The organism is Streptomyces sp. NPDC001828 (assembly GCF_042892175.1).
Taxonomy (GTDB): Bacteria; Actinomycetota; Actinomycetes; order Streptomycetales; family Streptomycetaceae; genus Streptomyces.
In genome coordinates, this window is record NZ_JBIATV010000001.1 from 173,839 (window position 1) to 190,462 (window position 16,624).

General features: G+C 65.9%; 17 protein-coding genes. All 17 read left to right on the plus strand.

Going from position 1 to position 16,624, the window contains the following annotated elements:
* The first annotated feature begins 2 nt into the window (after positions 1–2).
* A complete protein-coding gene (locus ACFYZA_RS00845) occupies positions 3–2,966 on the plus strand; it encodes a hypothetical protein (protein WP_388486010.1) in 2,964 nt (987 codons plus the stop codon).
* 60 nt (positions 2,967–3,026) lie between these two features.
* Entirely contained in the window at positions 3,027–4,271 is a 1,245-nt protein-coding gene (locus tag ACFYZA_RS00850; protein ID WP_388486012.1) for a hypothetical protein, read from the plus strand.
* A gap of 472 nt (positions 4,272–4,743) precedes the next feature.
* On the plus strand, positions 4,744–6,516 hold the full coding sequence (locus ACFYZA_RS00855) for a hypothetical protein (RefSeq protein ID WP_376207636.1): 1,773 nt from the start codon (positions 4,744–4,746) through the stop codon (positions 6,514–6,516).
* Positions 6,517–6,602: 86 nt separating this feature from the next.
* Positions 6,603–7,406 carry a peptidoglycan-binding protein gene (locus ACFYZA_RS00860; protein ID WP_388486013.1) on the plus strand — a complete coding sequence of 268 codons (804 nt, stop codon included), beginning with the start codon at positions 6,603–6,605 and terminating at the stop codon, positions 7,404–7,406.
* Positions 7,403–7,648, plus strand: coding sequence for a hypothetical protein (locus ACFYZA_RS00865; protein WP_376207630.1), 246 nt, complete (start codon positions 7,403–7,405; stop codon positions 7,646–7,648). Before ACFYZA_RS00860 ends, ACFYZA_RS00865 begins: the two co-directional genes overlap by 4 nt.
* Before the next feature lie 49 nt (positions 7,649–7,697).
* Positions 7,698–8,270, plus strand: coding sequence for a hypothetical protein (locus ACFYZA_RS00870; RefSeq protein ID WP_388486016.1), 573 nt, complete (start codon positions 7,698–7,700; stop codon positions 8,268–8,270).
* A gap of 1 nt (position 8,271) precedes the next feature.
* Entirely contained in the window at positions 8,272–8,490 is a 219-nt protein-coding gene (locus ACFYZA_RS00875; RefSeq protein ID WP_388486017.1) for a hypothetical protein, read from the plus strand.
* A gap of 151 nt (positions 8,491–8,641) precedes the next feature.
* A complete protein-coding gene (locus ACFYZA_RS00880) occupies positions 8,642–9,268 on the plus strand; it encodes a hypothetical protein (protein WP_376207624.1) in 627 nt (208 codons plus the stop codon).
* A gap of 59 nt (positions 9,269–9,327) precedes the next feature.
* Positions 9,328–10,158 (plus strand): hypothetical protein, encoded by an 831-nt coding sequence (locus ACFYZA_RS00885; protein ID WP_388486019.1) that lies wholly within the window; start codon positions 9,328–9,330, stop codon positions 10,156–10,158.
* A gap of 299 nt (positions 10,159–10,457) precedes the next feature.
* Positions 10,458–11,177, plus strand: coding sequence for a hypothetical protein (locus tag ACFYZA_RS00890; RefSeq protein WP_388486022.1), 720 nt, complete (start codon positions 10,458–10,460; stop codon positions 11,175–11,177).
* Between the two features lie 117 nt (positions 11,178–11,294).
* A complete protein-coding gene (locus tag ACFYZA_RS00895) occupies positions 11,295–12,038 on the plus strand; it encodes a hypothetical protein (RefSeq protein ID WP_376207618.1) in 744 nt (247 codons plus the stop codon).
* A gap of 83 nt (positions 12,039–12,121) precedes the next feature.
* The gene (locus tag ACFYZA_RS00900; protein WP_376207616.1) at positions 12,122–12,394 is read left to right on the plus strand and encodes a hypothetical protein; all 273 of its coding nucleotides are present in this window, start codon (positions 12,122–12,124) and stop codon (positions 12,392–12,394) included.
* Between the two features lie 18 nt (positions 12,395–12,412).
* Positions 12,413–12,898, plus strand: coding sequence for a DNA cytosine methyltransferase (locus tag ACFYZA_RS00905; protein WP_376231247.1), 486 nt, complete (start codon positions 12,413–12,415; stop codon positions 12,896–12,898).
* A 61-nt stretch (positions 12,899–12,959) separates the two neighbouring features.
* A complete protein-coding gene (locus ACFYZA_RS00910; protein WP_376207612.1) occupies positions 12,960–13,430 on the plus strand; it encodes a DNA (cytosine-5-)-methyltransferase in 471 nt (156 codons plus the stop codon).
* The gene (locus ACFYZA_RS00915) at positions 13,427–13,702 is read left to right on the plus strand and encodes a hypothetical protein (protein WP_388486026.1); all 276 of its coding nucleotides are present in this window, start codon (positions 13,427–13,429) and stop codon (positions 13,700–13,702) included. The genes ACFYZA_RS00910 and ACFYZA_RS00915 overlap by 4 nt, the downstream gene beginning before the upstream one ends.
* Positions 13,699–14,085 carry a hypothetical protein gene (locus ACFYZA_RS00920; protein ID WP_388486028.1) on the plus strand — a complete coding sequence of 129 codons (387 nt, stop codon included), beginning with the start codon at positions 13,699–13,701 and terminating at the stop codon, positions 14,083–14,085. The genes ACFYZA_RS00915 and ACFYZA_RS00920 overlap by 4 nt, the downstream gene beginning before the upstream one ends.
* A gap of 66 nt (positions 14,086–14,151) precedes the next feature.
* Positions 14,152–16,605, plus strand: coding sequence for a phage/plasmid primase, P4 family (locus ACFYZA_RS00925; protein WP_388486030.1), 2,454 nt, complete (start codon positions 14,152–14,154; stop codon positions 16,603–16,605).
* Positions 16,606–16,624: the final 19 nt, after the last annotated feature.

Genomic DNA, 16,624 nt, shown 5'->3' on the forward strand with positions numbered 1-16,624 from the left:
CCATGGCCGGGCCCGGCGGCACGGAGCGTGGACGCATCGCGATTCGCGTTCTGCCGGACACGTCTAATTTCGCCCAGTCGCTCCAGCGGTACTTGGACCGCACAGAGCGCCGGGCCCGCATCAAGGTCCAGGCGGTGCCGGACCTGTCCCAGGGCTTCCGCGACCGACTGAACCGGGACCTGTCCAGGGTCCGCGCCAAGGTCAAGGTTCGCGTGGACCCGGACCTGAGTGCATTCGGTGACACGCTTCGCACCCGGCTCCAGACCCGAGCGGCCACCCTGAACGCCCGCCTGGAAATCAAGGACGCGGAGATTGCCAGGCTACGCCGGGAACTGGCTCACCTGGAGCCGCCGCTCACCATCAACGCCCACATCAACGCCGACCGCTCCCAGACTGCCCAGCTCGAAAAGTCCCTGGGCTCTCTGGCCAAGGCCGTAAGCGGCGCGGCCAGCGGCCTGGGCGGTCTGCTCGGCACGGTAGCCAAGCTGGGCTCCATGGCCGGGACCATCCCGTCCATGGCGGGCCTGGTGTCCGGCCTGGTGCAGATGGCACCCGCCGCCGCTCTGGCAGCACCCGCCGTACTGACCATGGCCAGTGCGGGCGCGGCCCTCAAGATCGGCATGAAGGGCGTGGCGGAAGCCCTGAAGGGTGACGCGGACGCCCTGGCCAAGCTGAGCCCCCAGGCAAAAGCGTTCGTCGCAGAGGTCAAGTCCCTGGGCCCGGCCTGGGAGAAGGTCCAGAAGTCCGTGCAGGGTGCCTTGTTCAAGGACATGGGCACGACCCTGGACCGGGTCTCCAAGTCCGTTCTTCCGGTGTTGAAGACCCAGCTCACCGGGACGGCCGGAGCACTCAACCTGATGGGCCGCCAGGTCCTCAACACCGCTGATGGCCTGGCTCGTTCCGGCGCTCTGGGCAAGGCCATGGGCGGTGCGACGGTCAGCCTGAAGAACCTGTCCGCCCTGCCGGCCACCCTGGTCCAGGGCCTGGTCCAGGTCGGAGCCGCCGCTACTCCCGCGTTCACCAAGCTCACGGCCGCCGGAGGCCACTCCCTGGACGCGCTCTCCCAGAAGATGGCGAGCGCCTTCAAGTCGGGCGCCATGCAGAAGGGCATTGAAAAGGCCATCGGCCTGGCCGGATCGTTCTTCACCACTCTGGGCAACCTGGGCCAGACCCTGGCCAACGTCTTCGGACCGGCCGCGACGGCCGGAGCCGGATTCCTGGGCGTCCTCTCGGAGATCGCAGCCAAAGCGGCGGCCATCACCTCAACCCCTCAGGCACAGGCTACCTTCACGGCCCTGTTCGAGACCCTGGCCTCCATCGGCCACCTGGTCTCGACCGTGCTCGGGGCCGCCCTGGAGGCCGCCCTCCCCATCCTGTCCACCCTGGTCAACACCCTGGCCGGGCCCCTCCAGACAGCGGTGGCCCAACTCGGCCCCGTCTTCGCCCAGTTGATCAAGTCCCTGGGCCAGGGTCTTGGCCCCGTGGTCGGGTCCCTGGCGGGCGCGTTCGCCCAGGTCCTTCCCGTCGTCGTCTCGCTCGCCTCCGGGCTGGCCACCGCTCTGGGGCCGGTCCTTGGAGCCCTGGGCGGGGCGTTCGCCGCGATTCTGCCGGTCGTCGTCTCGCTGGCATCAGCCCTGGCCACGGCACTGCGGCCGATCCTCGGTGCCGTAGCGGAAACGTTCAAGCTCCTGGCCCCGGTCCTGGCGGACCTGGCGAAATCCGCCGGACAGGCCCTGATTCCCATCGTCCGCTCCCTCTCGGGAATTCTCGCGGAAATCGTTCCGATTGCGGCCCAACTGGTCGCCCAGATCGGCACGGCATTGGGTCCCGTTCTCATCATCTGTGCGAATTTGTTCAGGCAGGTTGCGGGAATTCTAATGACCGCCCTGCGGCCCATTCTTCAGCAACTCCCGGGAATTCTTGGTCCGCTGCTTGTTGCTTTCGGTGCGCTGGTTGCGGCCGTCGCTCCGATCGTCTCGCAATTGCTGGAGGCCCTAGCCCCGGCTCTCGCCAAAATCGGTGAATCCATCGGACAACTTGCCGTTGCCCTGGGCCCGCTGATCGAGGCCGCGGGCGTCTTCCTGGTGCAGGCCCTAGCAGCCCTGATGCCCGTCATACAGCCACTGATCGGCCTGGTGGCAGACCTGGCGGCCATGCTGGCGGACAACCTGGCATCGCTGATCCAGAACGTGGTTCTTCCTGCCATTCAACTTATCGTCGCGATTTTGCAAGGCGATTTCTCGCGCGCCTGGCAAGCCGCAAAAGACCTGCTCTCCGGTGTGCTCACGTACATGGGCGACGTGTTTTCGAACATGAAGGCACTGGCGTCGAAAGCCCTCGGAAAAGTCGTAGATCTCTTCGGAGGTATGGCTTCCGGGGTCTGGCGGAAATTGCAGGAATGGGGCTCCGGATTGGCGGATTCGGCATCCAATGCAATGAACGAATTCGGCCGCTGGATCTCCGGCGGAATCAACACCGTCTATCAGTGGTTCGCTGATCTGCCCGGCAACATCGTCAACACCCTTGGCGACATGGGCCGTCTCCTGGTCCGCGCCGGTATCGACCTCCTGAACGGCTTCCTGGACGGCATCTCCTCCATGTGGTCGAGCGTGAAGAACAAGCTCAACGGCCTGACCGACATGCTCCCGGACTGGAAGGGCCCGGCCCGGCGGGACCGCACCATCCTGGCGCCCGCCGGCCGCCTTGTCCTGGACGGATTCATGGACGGCATTGAGGACCGCATCCCCGGCCTGAAGCGCCAACTCACTGGCATTACAGGAACGTTGCCGGACCTGATCGGTACCGGGCCGCAGGTCAGTGTCAGTCAAAGCGCTCAGCCCGCATGGTCAGCGGACCTGGTGGACGTGCTCCGCCAGTACGCGGACCGCGATGTGGTCGTGAAGGTCGGAGAGCAGGAACTGGCCCGAGCGGCGGCCAACGGAATGCGTCAACTGGCCCGCCGCTGAACGAAGGGAGCACCGACTCACGTGAGTCGGTGCTCTGCCCCGACCCTCTTTGGAGAAGACGTGTCCTTGTGGATTGGCCGGTCCGGTGCCCTGCGGGAGTTCCCGGAAGCGGCCGTCACCTACGACCGCAGTAACGATCTTGGTGTGAGTGAGTTCCGTGCCTTGTCCGGCGCCCTGACCACGTGGGTGCCGCCGGTTCAGCCCAGGCGGATGAAGCTCACCTGGACCTCCATGGCCCTGGAGGACGCGCAGTTCCTGGACCGTCTGGCCCGCCGTGTGGACGGCCCCGGCCCGGTCCGTGTCATCGACCCGGCATCGGAGAACTGGTTCTTCGGCCCCCAGGCCAACGGCCTGCGAAGTATCAATGGCGCGGTCGACTGGCGGGGAGACCCGGGGGCCAAGGTAACGGTCAACTCAGGCTCTGCGCTGTACGACCCGGTGACGGTATCGGCGCCCGCCGGGGCCGATGGTTGGTTCATCATCGAGAACGCCCGGGACATCGGTGGGTTCCCCGTCATGCCGGGCGGTCAGGTGACGTTCTGGGCTCCGGAGCTGGCGGCGGTGGTCTCGGACGTGCGGCTGATCTTCTATGGTCCCGCTCCCCTTTACGCCTCGGTCGGGTCCATCGGTGGGCAGGGCTTTGACCGCCCAGTGGTGGCGAGTGTCCCCGCCGGAGCGGCCACCGTCCGGCCCTCCCTGAAGATCAACAGAGGATTCGCCAACTGGGCCGTGGGGCGCGTGCTGTTGCGGCGAACACGGCCTGGTGATGAAAGCCTCCGTGTCCCATTCCGTGAGGCGCTACCGGCGGCCCAGGCACTGGGAAGCGGCCCAACCAGTCAGTGGAACTATGCCGCCGGTATCACTCTGTCGCAGAGCGGCGGACAGGTCATGTTCTCGGGTAAGGGCGGCATTGACTGGGCGCCCACTGGGGGCCGCGGATTTCCCGTCCAGCCGGGCGAGAGCGTGACATTCACACACAGCGTGCCCGGAGTGACTTCCTTCGGCCTCCAGTTCATCGACGCGGCCGGCAAGGACGTGACCCTTAGCGCTGGTATGCAGGCCGCCCAGGCTCCGAGCGCCAGCGCATACGTCAAACCGTGGATCGGTGTGGGAGACACCCCGGCTCCCACACCGATTGGGCCCGCTTCCCTCTCGATCGGGACGCCATCAGCCATTGCCATACCCCCCGGTGAAGGCGGGTCCCAGTTCAGCGTGGCCGGATTCACCCAGTCAGTTCGGCCCGGCCGACTGTCCGAACGAGACGTTTCCCTGGACCTTGTGGAGGTAGTCAATGCAGTCGGGTAACCCCGCTCTGGTATCGGCCCTGAAGGCAGGAGAGCGCAACGCGGCCCAGTCCATCCGGCTCGGCGGCCAGGACATGAGTGGCCAGGTCCAGGAGTGGTCCTTGGACTCCGGCTACAGCACAGATTTGCCCGACGCCATGCGCGCCTTCAGCGGCTCCAGCTCCACCCAACTAGAACTCTCGGTTGGCGGTGCGGGCGGGAAGTCGGCTCCGGCTCTGTATGGGCCATGGGCCCCACGCGCTACGGGGGACGTGTCGCGGCCGGGTCAGTCCGTGGTCCAGGAGTGGGGGGTGAACGGTCAGACCCTCCCCGCATTCCGGGGAAGCGTACGGTCCCGGACGGCTCAGTCCGGCGGGGACACAGTGCGCGTGAGTGCTCTTGATGGCGCGGAGCGGTTGCGAATGCCGGCCGACCTTCCCCGCCCGGCGGGAGGTCTTGACCCGAGGACTACGCGGTGGTGGACCACGGACTGGGTGGCCAGCGCATCGTGGTGCGTAGATCACCTGTTGCGCAACGCTGGAATCCACACGTGTCCCCCTCCCCGCCAGGGCTGCATCCTCTACGCATCGCTGCATGGCGGGGCGGCAGCCAATATCGGCACGCTCACGCGGCTGGAGGGCATGTGGAAGTTCTGGACGAAGGACCAGGCACCGCATGAGATGTGCTTCGACTGGTACGCGGGCAAATCCACTGCGGAATACGTTCCTTCGGTACGCCCTGTCAACCGGGGCAACACGCCGGGTCTGTTCTATGAGGCATGGATCAACAACGCGAACATCCCGGGCGATGGCCTGGTGGAGAGCGGTATTGAGTTCACCATGGCGTGGAGCGACGCGAACAACCAGCTCACGTACACCTCCGCGCTTATGCAGTTCAACACGGCCATCAAGACGACACAAATGGTTGTGGCGGTGGGCACCAACGAGGACCCGAGCAAGAACGGGGGCGCCACCTGGGATGGCTGGGACGTCAAGCCCAAGAAGGGCACGTTCCACCTTGGGCTGTGGATGGAGTTTGATTCTTCCGGAAAAGCTATCCTGCTTCCCCGCCTGACGGCCCCGGACGGAGTGGTCCACTTCGGGGTTCCTGCGTCGAGCCCTTCGGCGGTCCCGCCTGGATCCCTGGCATTCATCCGGCTCGTGATACAGAACCTTCGCGTGGAAGCCGTCCAGCTCTCCCAGCTCGCAACCAGGCCGTTGGGAGCGGCGCTGACCCAGACGGGCATGTGGCAGAAGACTGCAACGCTGGACCTGCCGGATGCTCCTTTGCGCGTGATTCCGCAGGTAAGCGGGAGTGCGTGGGACGTGATTACGCAGATAGCGGCGGCCACCCTGTCCACGGCGGAGTTCGATACCAACGGAGTGTTTCGGTGGCAGGGCCGCAATCGCTGGTCCATCGCGCCGGCGACCCCGAGCCTGACCGTTACCTCTGACCGGGAATTGGCCTCCCTGACCGTCACCGAGGAAATCGACGCGTGCCGGAACTACATCACCGTGCCTTGGGACAACTGGCTCAGTGTCCAAACGACTGACTCAGTAGCCAATCCCCTGTATAACGTTGCACGGCTGGGCCCCGGTGAGTGGGCGGAACTGTGGTGGCTGGTCGGAGACAACCAGTTCGACGCTATGCCGCCGTTGACCAAGCCGGGAGCGGTGGGGGAGAACGCGATCCGGTTCGTCTCGGCCGATTCCGACTCGGCACCCCAGGTGTTCGGTGCGGTTGAGGTAGGGCTCCGCAAGGTGGACGGGCGGTTCTACCTGACGATGCGCAACCGGAGCACGTCAGTGGTGTTCCTGCGGGGCGCCACCTCCGGTGCCGTATCCGTCAACGTGAAGTCTCCTGCCGTCTCCTCTGGTGACAATCCAGTGCGGTATTCCGCCACGTCTCAGAACACCACCAGCCAGGCGGCTTACCGGGTGCAGACGTACAACCATGACAGTGGAGGCTGGGTCCAGACGGCTGAGTCCGCCACCGCCGTGGCCGACGCGCTCTTGAAGGCAGGTCAGTACCCAGCTCCAATCCTGGGAGACGTGGAGATCCTGCCGGACCCTCGGCTCCAACTCGGCGACGTCGTACGCGTCGTGGACCAGACTGGAGCGAGTCTCGACACGTTGGCGTGGATCGTCGGGAACAAGCTCTCCGCCTCTGCGGGGGCGGTAAAGCAGACCCTCACCCTGCGCGGAACGACTTACAACGGCGTTCCCCAGGACGCGGGGCTGACACCGGACCCGCCCGTACGCCTCTAGGCCTCTCTGGCCGACCACCACACATCACACGAGAGGGCTCCGCACCGCGCGGGGCCCTCTCCCCTTTCCCTGAACAGGAGTTGACCATGGGTGTATGCAATGACGTCTTCCGTGTCGCACTTACGGAAGTCGGCTACCAGGCGGAGCGCGCTCCGGGTGAGCGGCCTTCCGGCCACCAGAAGTATTCGAGTCAGGTACCCGGCCTGGAGTGGTCCAACTACCAGCCGTGGTGCGCCACCTGGACCTCCTGGGTGGCCATGCGCGCGAATGCTGCGAGCCTCTACCCGCGCACGGCATCTGTGGAGGAGGCCATGAACTGGTTCAAGGCACGCGGGCGCTGGAGTGAGTTCCCGGCCGTGGGCGCGCAGGTCATCTACGGAGTGGACGGTGACGAACACACGGGCATCGTTCTGAGCTACGACCGGGACAACATCAACACTGTGGAGGGAAACACCTCCCTGACCAACGATGCCAACGGCAACAAGGTCATGCGCCGAACCCGTGCACGCCGGTCGGCTTACGTCCACGGCTACGGCCTCCCGGCATTCCCGGAGGGCATCGTGACGGCTGACCCGTCGCTGAAGGGCCGGTCAGGATTCGTCTACCAGGCCACCGCGGATTCCCCGGCGGGCGGCACAGCCGGCACGGGCTCCAGCGGCTTCCCGGGCACCGGATACTTCGGTCCGGGCAAGGCCAACGACTACGTGACCCAGCTTGGCCGCGCGCTCATCCGCAAGGGGTACGGCCGCTTCTACTCGGTAGGGGCGGGCCCGCGCTGGACGGAGAGCGACCGTAAGGCCACCCGGGCATTCCAGGAGGACCAGGGCTGGAGCGGGTCGGACGCGGACGGCATCCCGGGCCCGTCCACCTGGGCACGGTTGATGGGATGAACGAATCAGAGCGTGACCCGCTCGGCGTCACCATCGGCGCGCGGGAGATCTATGACCAGCTAGTGGGGATGCGGGAGGACGTCCGCAATCTCACCCAGGCCCAGGAAGGCGTGAGCCGCACCCTCGCGGACCAAGAGGACCGCCTCCGGGCCCTGGAGCGGTGGAAGTACGCCATCCCGCCCACAGTCGTCATGGCCGTGGGCTCCCTGGTCTCCGCGCTCCTGGGCCCGAAGGGGAAGTAACGCGGCTCAGTCGATGTCGGGGAACCGTTCCCCGACCAAAGGCCGCACCATGCGCACCCCTCACATCGCTCTCTCTGGCAAGGCCAGGTCCGGCAAGGACACCGTGGCCCAGGTACTGGTCCGCCACGGCTCCTACACCCGCCTGGCATTCGCGGACGAACTCCGCCGGGCCGCCCTGCGCCTGGACCCGTACATCCCCCTGAACCCTGCGAAGAACGCTGCCCGCCTGTCCCAGGTGATCCGGGAAACCGGGTGGGAGCGGGCCAAAGACCAGTTCCCGGAGGTCCGCCGCGTTCTCCAGGAGTACGGCCAGTCCGTCCGCGAGATGGATACCGGCTTCTGGATCCGGGGCGTCATCGGCCAGGTACGCCAAGGCACCGAGTGGAACATGCCGTGCGTCGTGACGGACGTCCGCTACCTGAACGAGGTGGAGGAGCTGAAGGCGGAAGGCGCCGTGGTTGTCCGCGTCGAACGGCCTGGGGCTGGGGTCGGCGCCTACTCCTCCCACAGTTCGGAGACGGCCCTGGACGGCCTGGTCCCGGACTACGTCATCCGCAATGACGGCACCTTGGCCCAGCTCCGGGACCAGGTGCGCACTCTCTATGCACAGCTTGGAGGCTGACTTGAATTTCGATGCCCTGAAGGTGTTCCTCCGTGACAACCCGGTCCGGGTCCGCGCAGGTATCGCGGCGGTCCTGGTGCTGGTCGCTCAGACCGTTCCGGCCGTTGCGGACGTGGCGGTCAATGACACGGTGGTGGACTTCCTGACTTTCCTGGTGGTCCTCATCTGTGGTGAGAGCGCATCCCGCCAGGTGGCGGCCAAGTACAACCCGGGTGACTGACCCGGTCCAGCCCCTGGGGCCCTGTCCGGCGGAACATGTTCCGTCTGGCAGGGCCCTTTTCTGTTTCACGAGAGTGTAAAGATGACCCTAGCGGGTTAGGCGTGCGTGGTACGTTGTGGCCGCAATTTCACAGGGTGAAACGGGGTAGCTGGTGGCAGTCAGCGGAGCGCGAATCATTGCAGGCATTGAGCTGATATGGGAGACGCTGAAGACGGACCACCCAGACCTACCGGACGTGACGGTGGTCCTTGATACCGCCGGCGCCCGCCACAACCTGGCCTGGCCCGAACATGAAGGAACGCTGGGTGGGAAGCCGGACCTCCCTGTCAACGTGGAGGCTCTGAGAGCTGGGCCCCGGGCCGTCCTGGAGGCCGTTCTTCACGCTGCGACGCACGCGCTATGCCATGTGCGGGGTATCTCGGACACCAGCAACCGGGGGCAAAGGCACAACAAGCGCTTTGCGGCCATGGCCAAGGAGCTGGGCATGACCTGGCCCCAGGACAATGAACTCCACCCTGTGAAGGGGTACAGCCCCATCCCGGTGGACGAGTCCACGGCAACCAGGTTCGCGCCGTTGATGGAAGCCTTGGCGCCGGTTCTGGCGGCAGAGGTCCCCGCCCTGGAGGTGGTCGTCCCGGAGAAGGGCAAGAGCGGAACCCGCCTCAACCTGGTCTGTGGATGCGGCCGGACGATGCAGATGGGCAAACGGGTTTATGACCAAGGTCCCGTGACATGCGGGGTGTGCGGTACCAACTTCGTGGTGAACCAGCACCGTTGACCGGGCACAGGAGTCACCCCGGTGTTAGCTTGGCGGCTCCCGCACAGGTAGGGGAGACCATGGCAGAGGCAGCAAAGAAGACCACGGCTAAGAAGGCGGCGGCCAAGAAAACCGCCGCGAAGAAGACGACGACTCGACGCGTGCCAGTAAAGAAGACGGCCCCTCCTAAGCCAGCCAGCACAGCCAAGGACTTGGCGGCGGAGATAGAGCGCAGGGCAGAGGAGAAGAACCTCACGCCCGTTGCGGAGGGCCTGGTGGTGGAGTTCGCCTCCGCCGACCCGATAGCCCTGGAGGCCCTGAAGGACCCCAAGGTCAGCCAGGCATTCAACGACGCCAAAGACGCCGGACGGCTCCTGAAGCAAGCAGAGGACAACGCCACCGAACTACGGAAGACGACCGCCAGTCGCCTGGTGGACCTGCGTCAACTGTTCAAAAACGGCAAGGACGTTGACTGGGACGGCCAGAGCCCTCAGTACCAGGCCCTGGCCGGACTCCTCTACCAAGACCTGGGAATGGACGCATCGGCGCAGCGAGCCGTCCGTCACCACATCGAGGACGTCAAACGGGAGCGCATCCCCAAGGCCCTGTGGGCCAAGTTCAACGTCCAGCCCCTCACACGGGGCCAACGCTCCCAGCTCGAAAAGCGGGCCGCCCAGGCCGTCACCAGCGTGGACGACGCCCGCAAGGACGCCGGCAACAACACCGCCGCGTCCATGCTCAACCTGGCCCGCCACATCAAGAGTGGCACCAAGGCATTCCGCGCGGAGCTGGTCCCCGTCATGACCACCGCCCAACGCCGGTCCCTGCGCGCCCAGTTGGAAGAAACGCGAGCGGAGACGGACCGTGTGTTGGCCGCCCTGGCGGAAGTCGAGAACGACCGCGACCACTGACACGCCACTCGCACAACGCGGCCCCGATCCTCCTGGACGGGGCCGCTGGCGTTGGGGAAGCAACATGCATGCTTCCCGTTCCTTCTTTCTTCAATACAGAGGGGGAAAGAAGGACCCGGAAGCACTCTTGATGCTTCCCTCTCCCTGTAACACCCGTCAGTGCATGACCCCGTAAGCGACAGAGCGCGGCTCGGCGCCGCGCACGCATGAGGGGGCTCTCTTTGGCCGCACTGACAACCATCCAGCGATCCGGAAGCCGTTTCTACGTGGACCCGGCCTCCGGGGAGAAAGTCCCCGGAGTGACCTCCGTCCTGGGAATGCTCCCCAAGGTCTTCTTGAACTACTGGTACGCCTCCCAGGTGGCGAATGCCGCCGTGGACCATGTGGGCGCCGTGGTGGACATGATGATCCGCGGTGACCGCAACGGCGCTGTGGACTACCTGAAGCGCGCACCAGGACGCTTCACCAAGCAGGCGGCCGACACGGGCAGTGCGGCCCACGACATCTTCGAACGGCTGGCCCGGGGAGAGGACGTGACCCGCGTCCACCCGGACCTCCGCAGCTACGCCGATCACTTCCGGGAGTTCCTGGACCAGGTCCAGCCGGAGTTCCTGTTCCTGGAGGACGCGGTCTGGTCCGACCAGCACCACTACGCCGGGTCGTTCGACGCCATCGCACGCATCGGTACGGAGACCGTGGTCCTGGACTGGAAGACCACGCGCTCCGGCGTACACGAGGAGGTGGCGCTCCAGCTCTCGGCGTACGCCAACGCGGACCGGATCGTACGGGCAGATACGGGGGAGTCGGTCCCGGTGCCGGCCATCGACGCGGCGGCCGTCCTCCATGTCCGCCCGGAGGGGTGGAAGTTGGTTCCCGTCCGCCACTCGCCGGACCTCTTCGGCGTGTTCCTCCACCTGCGCCAGGTGTTCGAGTGGGAGCGGACTCTCAAGTCTGGCGTGATCGGTCGGGCCGTTGCGTCGGGCGGTGCCGTGGAGACCGGCACCCAGCGGCGGAAGTAGGGCACGCGCCTGTAACGGCGCTCAGTAGATGCATTCGAGCAAGAGGCCTGGGGCCAATGCCCCAGGCCTTTTCGCTGCCCAACTTCCAAGTGGATCCCAAGACATGGAGCGCCGTATATGGCCCGCACTCTTCGCATTCTCGATCAGGACCCGGACGCCCGTCCCAAGGTCTTCACCAGTGACTACGTGGGCCGTTTCCGCGCGGGTCAGCAGCTCAACGGGCGCCCCGTTGCTTTGAAGTCGTGGCGCATCACCACGGGGGATCCGGAGGTGGCCGCATCCGTTGCCGAGATGTACGGCGGCACCCCCGAGGAGTGGGAGACCACCAAGGAAGATTCCCTGGAAGTCATGACCGCCAAGGACACCATCCGCGTCATTGTCGATGGTCCGGACGCCATTTCCTTCCGCATGGCTCTGTACGGCATGACGGGAAAGCCCATCCATGCCTGTGACGGTGTCGAATTCACGGACCAGGAGGACACGCGTTTCGGCCAGCCGTGTGGGTGCCCTACCACGCTGCCGGAACGAAAGGCGGCGGCCAAGGCCGGCCACGGCCCTAAGCCGGACCAGCGTGTGACGTTCCGCCTGGCAGAGAACCCGGACCTGGGTAAGTTCCGGCTTGTCAGCTCCTCTTGGGAGTTCATGAAGGGCATTGAGACGGTCTGGCGTGAGCTGGAAGCCGTGGGGCGGCCCGCAACGTGTGACCTGAACTTGGAGCTGGTCGAGTTCACTACCAAGTCCGGCATTGACGTGAGCTACCGAAAGCCGGTCCTGAAGGTTCGCGGCCCGGCGCCGGCACCGGACGAAGTAAACGAGGGTATTCCGTCGCTCTCCAAGTCCCTGGAAGAGCCCCCCTTCTAACCCCCCGGCTTGGGTCGGCATGCAACGTTCCACGGCAGGGCCCGAACTGGGGCCCTGCCTGCATTTACAGGAGGAAAATCCAAGTGGCTAAAAGAGGAGAGATCCACGACTTCACGGGCGCCCCGATTCGTCAGGGTGACACCGTGGTCTACGCGACACGGCAGGGCAACCGGGTGCGCATGACGGAGGCGGAGGTCATCCGCCCCACGTCCGCGATCGTGGCGGGCCGGGTCATGCCCCTTTTGAAGGTGCGCCCCACGGGGCGGGAGTCTGGGTTCGTGAAGCGGCGCAGCTACCGCGTGGAGACCATCGCGGCTGAACACGTCGCGGTGACTATCCCTGGCGAACTGGCTTAGCCCTTGCCGATCTTGGAGTTGTGCGCAGGGTACGGGGGACTGGGCACGGCAGTAGAGGCCCTGACGGGTGAGCGCGTGGAGTTCGTCGCGGAACTGGATCCGGCGGCCTCCCGCGTGCTCGCCCACCGCTTCCCGGATGCCCCCAACTTGGGGGACATCAGGGAAGCGGACTGGGCTGGACTGGCCGAACGGGTGGACCTCATAACGGCTGGCTTCCCATGTCAAGACATTTCAAATGCAGGTAAGAGGGTGGGTATCAGTGGCGAACGCTCCGGCATCTGGCGAAACGTTGCTGAAGCCATTCGCGTCATTCGACCGAGAATCGCATTCCTGGAAAATGTTTCCGCGATCAGAGGCCGCGGGCTCTCGCAAGTCCTCTCAGACCTGGCCGCGATCGGGTATGACGCGCGGTGGATATGCGTACGAGCGTCCGACGTTGGGGCCCCACATCACCGGGACCGATGGTTTTGCATTGCCACACCTTCCGACCCCGACGGCCGCTGACGGCGTACGCGGTCCGGACTACGCCAAAGCCGCCCGAGCGGGCGCCGGCGGTGACGACCTGGTGACAGCGATTGCCCGCCTGTTCCCCCGGGACAAGGCGGAAAAGCTCCTGAAAACGCCCACGGCGAACCTGGGTCGCAACGGCGCACCGCAGCACCCGGACAAGAGGAAAGCCGGAGGACATGGCCCGACCCTGGAGGACGAAGTCGTGTTCCTCCTGGACGTCGAGCCGGATGCGGAGCAACAGGAGGGCGGCCACTCGCCAGCCGAATGGTGGGGTGATTTCCGCCGCGCCATCCACCGGTGGGAAGTCCTGAAAGGGTCACCTGCCCCTGTGCCCATCGAAATGGGGCCGCGCGGAGGTCTTCGCCTGGCCCCGGCATTCGGTGAATGGATGATGGGTTTGGTTCCCGGCTGGGTCACCGGAGTTCCGGGCCTGAAACGGGGCGAGCAACTGGCACGAATTGGAAACGGCGTATGTCCTCAACAGGCGTACCACGCTTATGCAGCACTCTTGAACGAGGGGGAATGACGGTGCCGCGATACATGGGGCACGGCCAGAACGTGGTCTATCGCGCCGTAGTGGAACACCGGTATCCACAGGATGCAGACCGGAAGGCCAGCAACAAGACCACCACCTACGGGCCCTACGCCACCAGCGGAGCGGCCAAGGCGGTTATCCGCCGCGAGAACGAAGCGAACTACGTGCGCCTGGTGACTGGGCGGGACGCCCCGGAGGTCCGGGGCCGTATCGAACACGGCCTGGTGGTCTGGTCGTTGCTGGAGGAGGTGGCGCCGGAGTGAGCACCGTCAAAGCTAAGGGCACCGCATGGGAGAGCGCGGTCCGTGACTTCCTGAACGAGGAGCTGGGCCAGTACGTGACCGACTGGCGAGACGCGGACTACCGGTGGAAGGACCCCCACGACCTGGGGAACGTCAACCGCCAGGTACAGGCCGGGGTGTTGGACGTGGGAGACCTCCACGCCCGGCCGTTCGTGCTGGAGGCCAAGGCGGAGAAGTCCATCCGGCTGGCCGAGTACGTACGGCAGGCGAATCGGGAAGCGGCCAATGCCGGGTTCAAGTTCGGTGCGGCCGTGGTGAAGGCTCCCCGGCGCAACGTGAAGAACGGATACGTGGTCATGGACCTGGCCACGTTCGCCCGGGTGCTGGAGGCACTGAGGGAGTGAGCTGGTGAGCACAGAGCGGGCGTGTAACGGCGGTCAGTGGATGACCCCGGTACACGCCCGCTTTCCGTGTTTGAGGAGTCACCAGTGAAGAACCTTGCCCAGTTCCTGAGCCGCTTCCCGGAGGTGGTCGAGGAGCGCGGGGAGTATGGCGTCCCGTGTCCGGTTCACGACGACCACCGCCCCAGCCTCTTTTTCCGGCTGAAGCAGGACGGACGGCTCCTGGTCCGGTGCTGGGCTGGATGCGACAAGGACGCCATCCTCCGGGCGCTGGGGATGTCGGCATACGACCTGTTCGAGTGGACCCCCGGCGACGGTATCCACGCGTCGTCCAAGCCGGTGGCTGGCGCCTTGTCCACGGAGCACATCGCGGCCCTGGCCGTCTACGTGGACACCGCGAACATGGCCTTTCTGGACCGTGAGCACCCGGAGGCCCGGAACTACGTCCAGGCCCGGTTCGGACTGGACGCGGAGCGCGCGGTGGACCTGGGGCTGGGTCTGGATTACCCGGGCCTGGACCAGCGGTTCACCTACCGCTCGACCGCCTTTCAGCGCTTCCCCCGCCTGACGGTCCCCCTGTGCGACTTCAACGGCGTCCCGCGCGGACTCCAGGGCCGGGACCTGTCCGGCCAGTGCCCGGCCCGGTGGCTGAGCATCACCTCCCCGGATGGGGCCGCATGGGGCAAGTACGGCGTCCTGCGGAGCGGGTCTGGCTATGACACGGTCCTCATCACGGAGGGGCCGGGCGACGGCCTGACCGCCGTGGCCACCGGGTACGACGTCGTCATGGTCCGGGGCGCAGGATTGGCCCGCAATGCGGACCTGATCGCGGAACTGGCGGAAGGACTGAAGGGCCGGGACGTTGTGATCGCGGGAGACCGGGACAAAGCCGGTGAGGCGTTCACGGAAGCGTTGGCGGATGCTCTCGTCCACGCGGGTGTCATGGTCCGCAAGCTGGTCATCCCCCACGCCGGGGACGACTTGACCGACTGGCGGGCCCGTGACCCCGAAGCCTTTCCCACTGCCTTCCACGCGGCCGTCCGCAGGGCCCCGCTCCACGTCGTGGACCTGGAGCCCGAGCCCCGGCCGGAGGCCGATTCCTCAGAGGCGGAGGAGGCCACGGTCCTGCCGCTCACGGACCTGGGCAACGCGGAGCGACTGTTCCGCCAACTGGGCGGACATGTGCGGGTAGTTCCCGGCGCCGGAGTGTTCCGCTGGCATGGCCGGCACTGGGCGCAGGTGCCAACCGAAGCTCTGTACGCGGACGTTCGGTCTGTGGTCAGCGCGATGGCCTCCGAGACGGGCCACGACCCGGAGAAGCTGTCCAAGCACATCTTGAACTCCCAGAACAGTTCCAAGGTCAAGGGCATGGTGGACATGCTGACCTCCATCCCCGGTGTGTACGCCCAGGTGGACGCGTTCGACGCGGTGCCGTATCTGATGGCGTTCAAGAACGTGGTGGTGGACCTGCGAACCGGAGTGACCCGGCCACACCAGCCGGAGGACATGAATACCTACTACGTGGAGGTGGACTACCGACCGGACGCTGAGTGCCCCCGCTGGGAGCGCTTCTTGATGGAGTGTCACCCCCAATGCGGGCAGATGCCCGGCTTCCTTCAGATGCTGTCCGGGTACGGGATCACGGGTTACGGCGTGGAGCGAGTCGTGATCATGCACGTGGGACCCACGACTAACGGCAAGACGACGTACACGGCCGCCATAGAGGAGACTTTCCGGGCGGCCGTGAAGCGTGCGGACGCGTCGTTGTTCCTGCGGCGCCGGGAATCCGGCGGCCCGCGTGCGGACGTGGTGGGGCTCCGGGGAAAGCGGCTGGTGATTTCCTCCGAGTGGCCCGCCAACATGCCCTTGGACCAGGCCTTGATGAAAGCCATCACGGGAGATCAGAGCATCACGGCCCGGGGCGTGTACGCAAAGAGTGAGATCACGTTCAAGCCTGTGTGCCTGGTCCAGGTGGACACCAACTACGCGCCGGAGGTGGACGCTACGGATGCGGCCCTGTGGCAACGCGTCCGGGTCGTTCCGTGGAACGAGGACTTCACGGGCCGGGAGGACCGCCACCTCCAAGCCACGCTGGAAAAGGAACGGGAGGGTATCGCAGCGTGGGCCGTTCGCGGTGCCATTGCCTGGCATGCCGCCTACCGTGCCGGCCAGGGCCTGGACTTCCCCGACGTGGTGAACCAGGCCACCCTCCAGTACCGGGACAGCTCCCACCCGCTAACCGGGTTCATCGGGGAGGAGTTCGTCGTGGAGGACGGCGCGTTCGTTCCCAAGTCCGTGTGCTGGGAGCGCTACCGGACTTGGACCGAAGAGGCGGGCGTCCGGCACCCGATGACGCGGAACAAGTTCTACGAAACCCTGCGGTCCTTCCCTGGCGTGACGGAAGGCCAGGGCTCGGGGCAGTCCCGGGGAATCCGCGGGTTCCGCAACCTGGCCGACTGCACACAGGTGAAACGCCCGTCAGTGGATGACGGTGCGGCGGACATCTTCGGCCAAGCGAAGTAGCGCGTACCACACTTGCGTT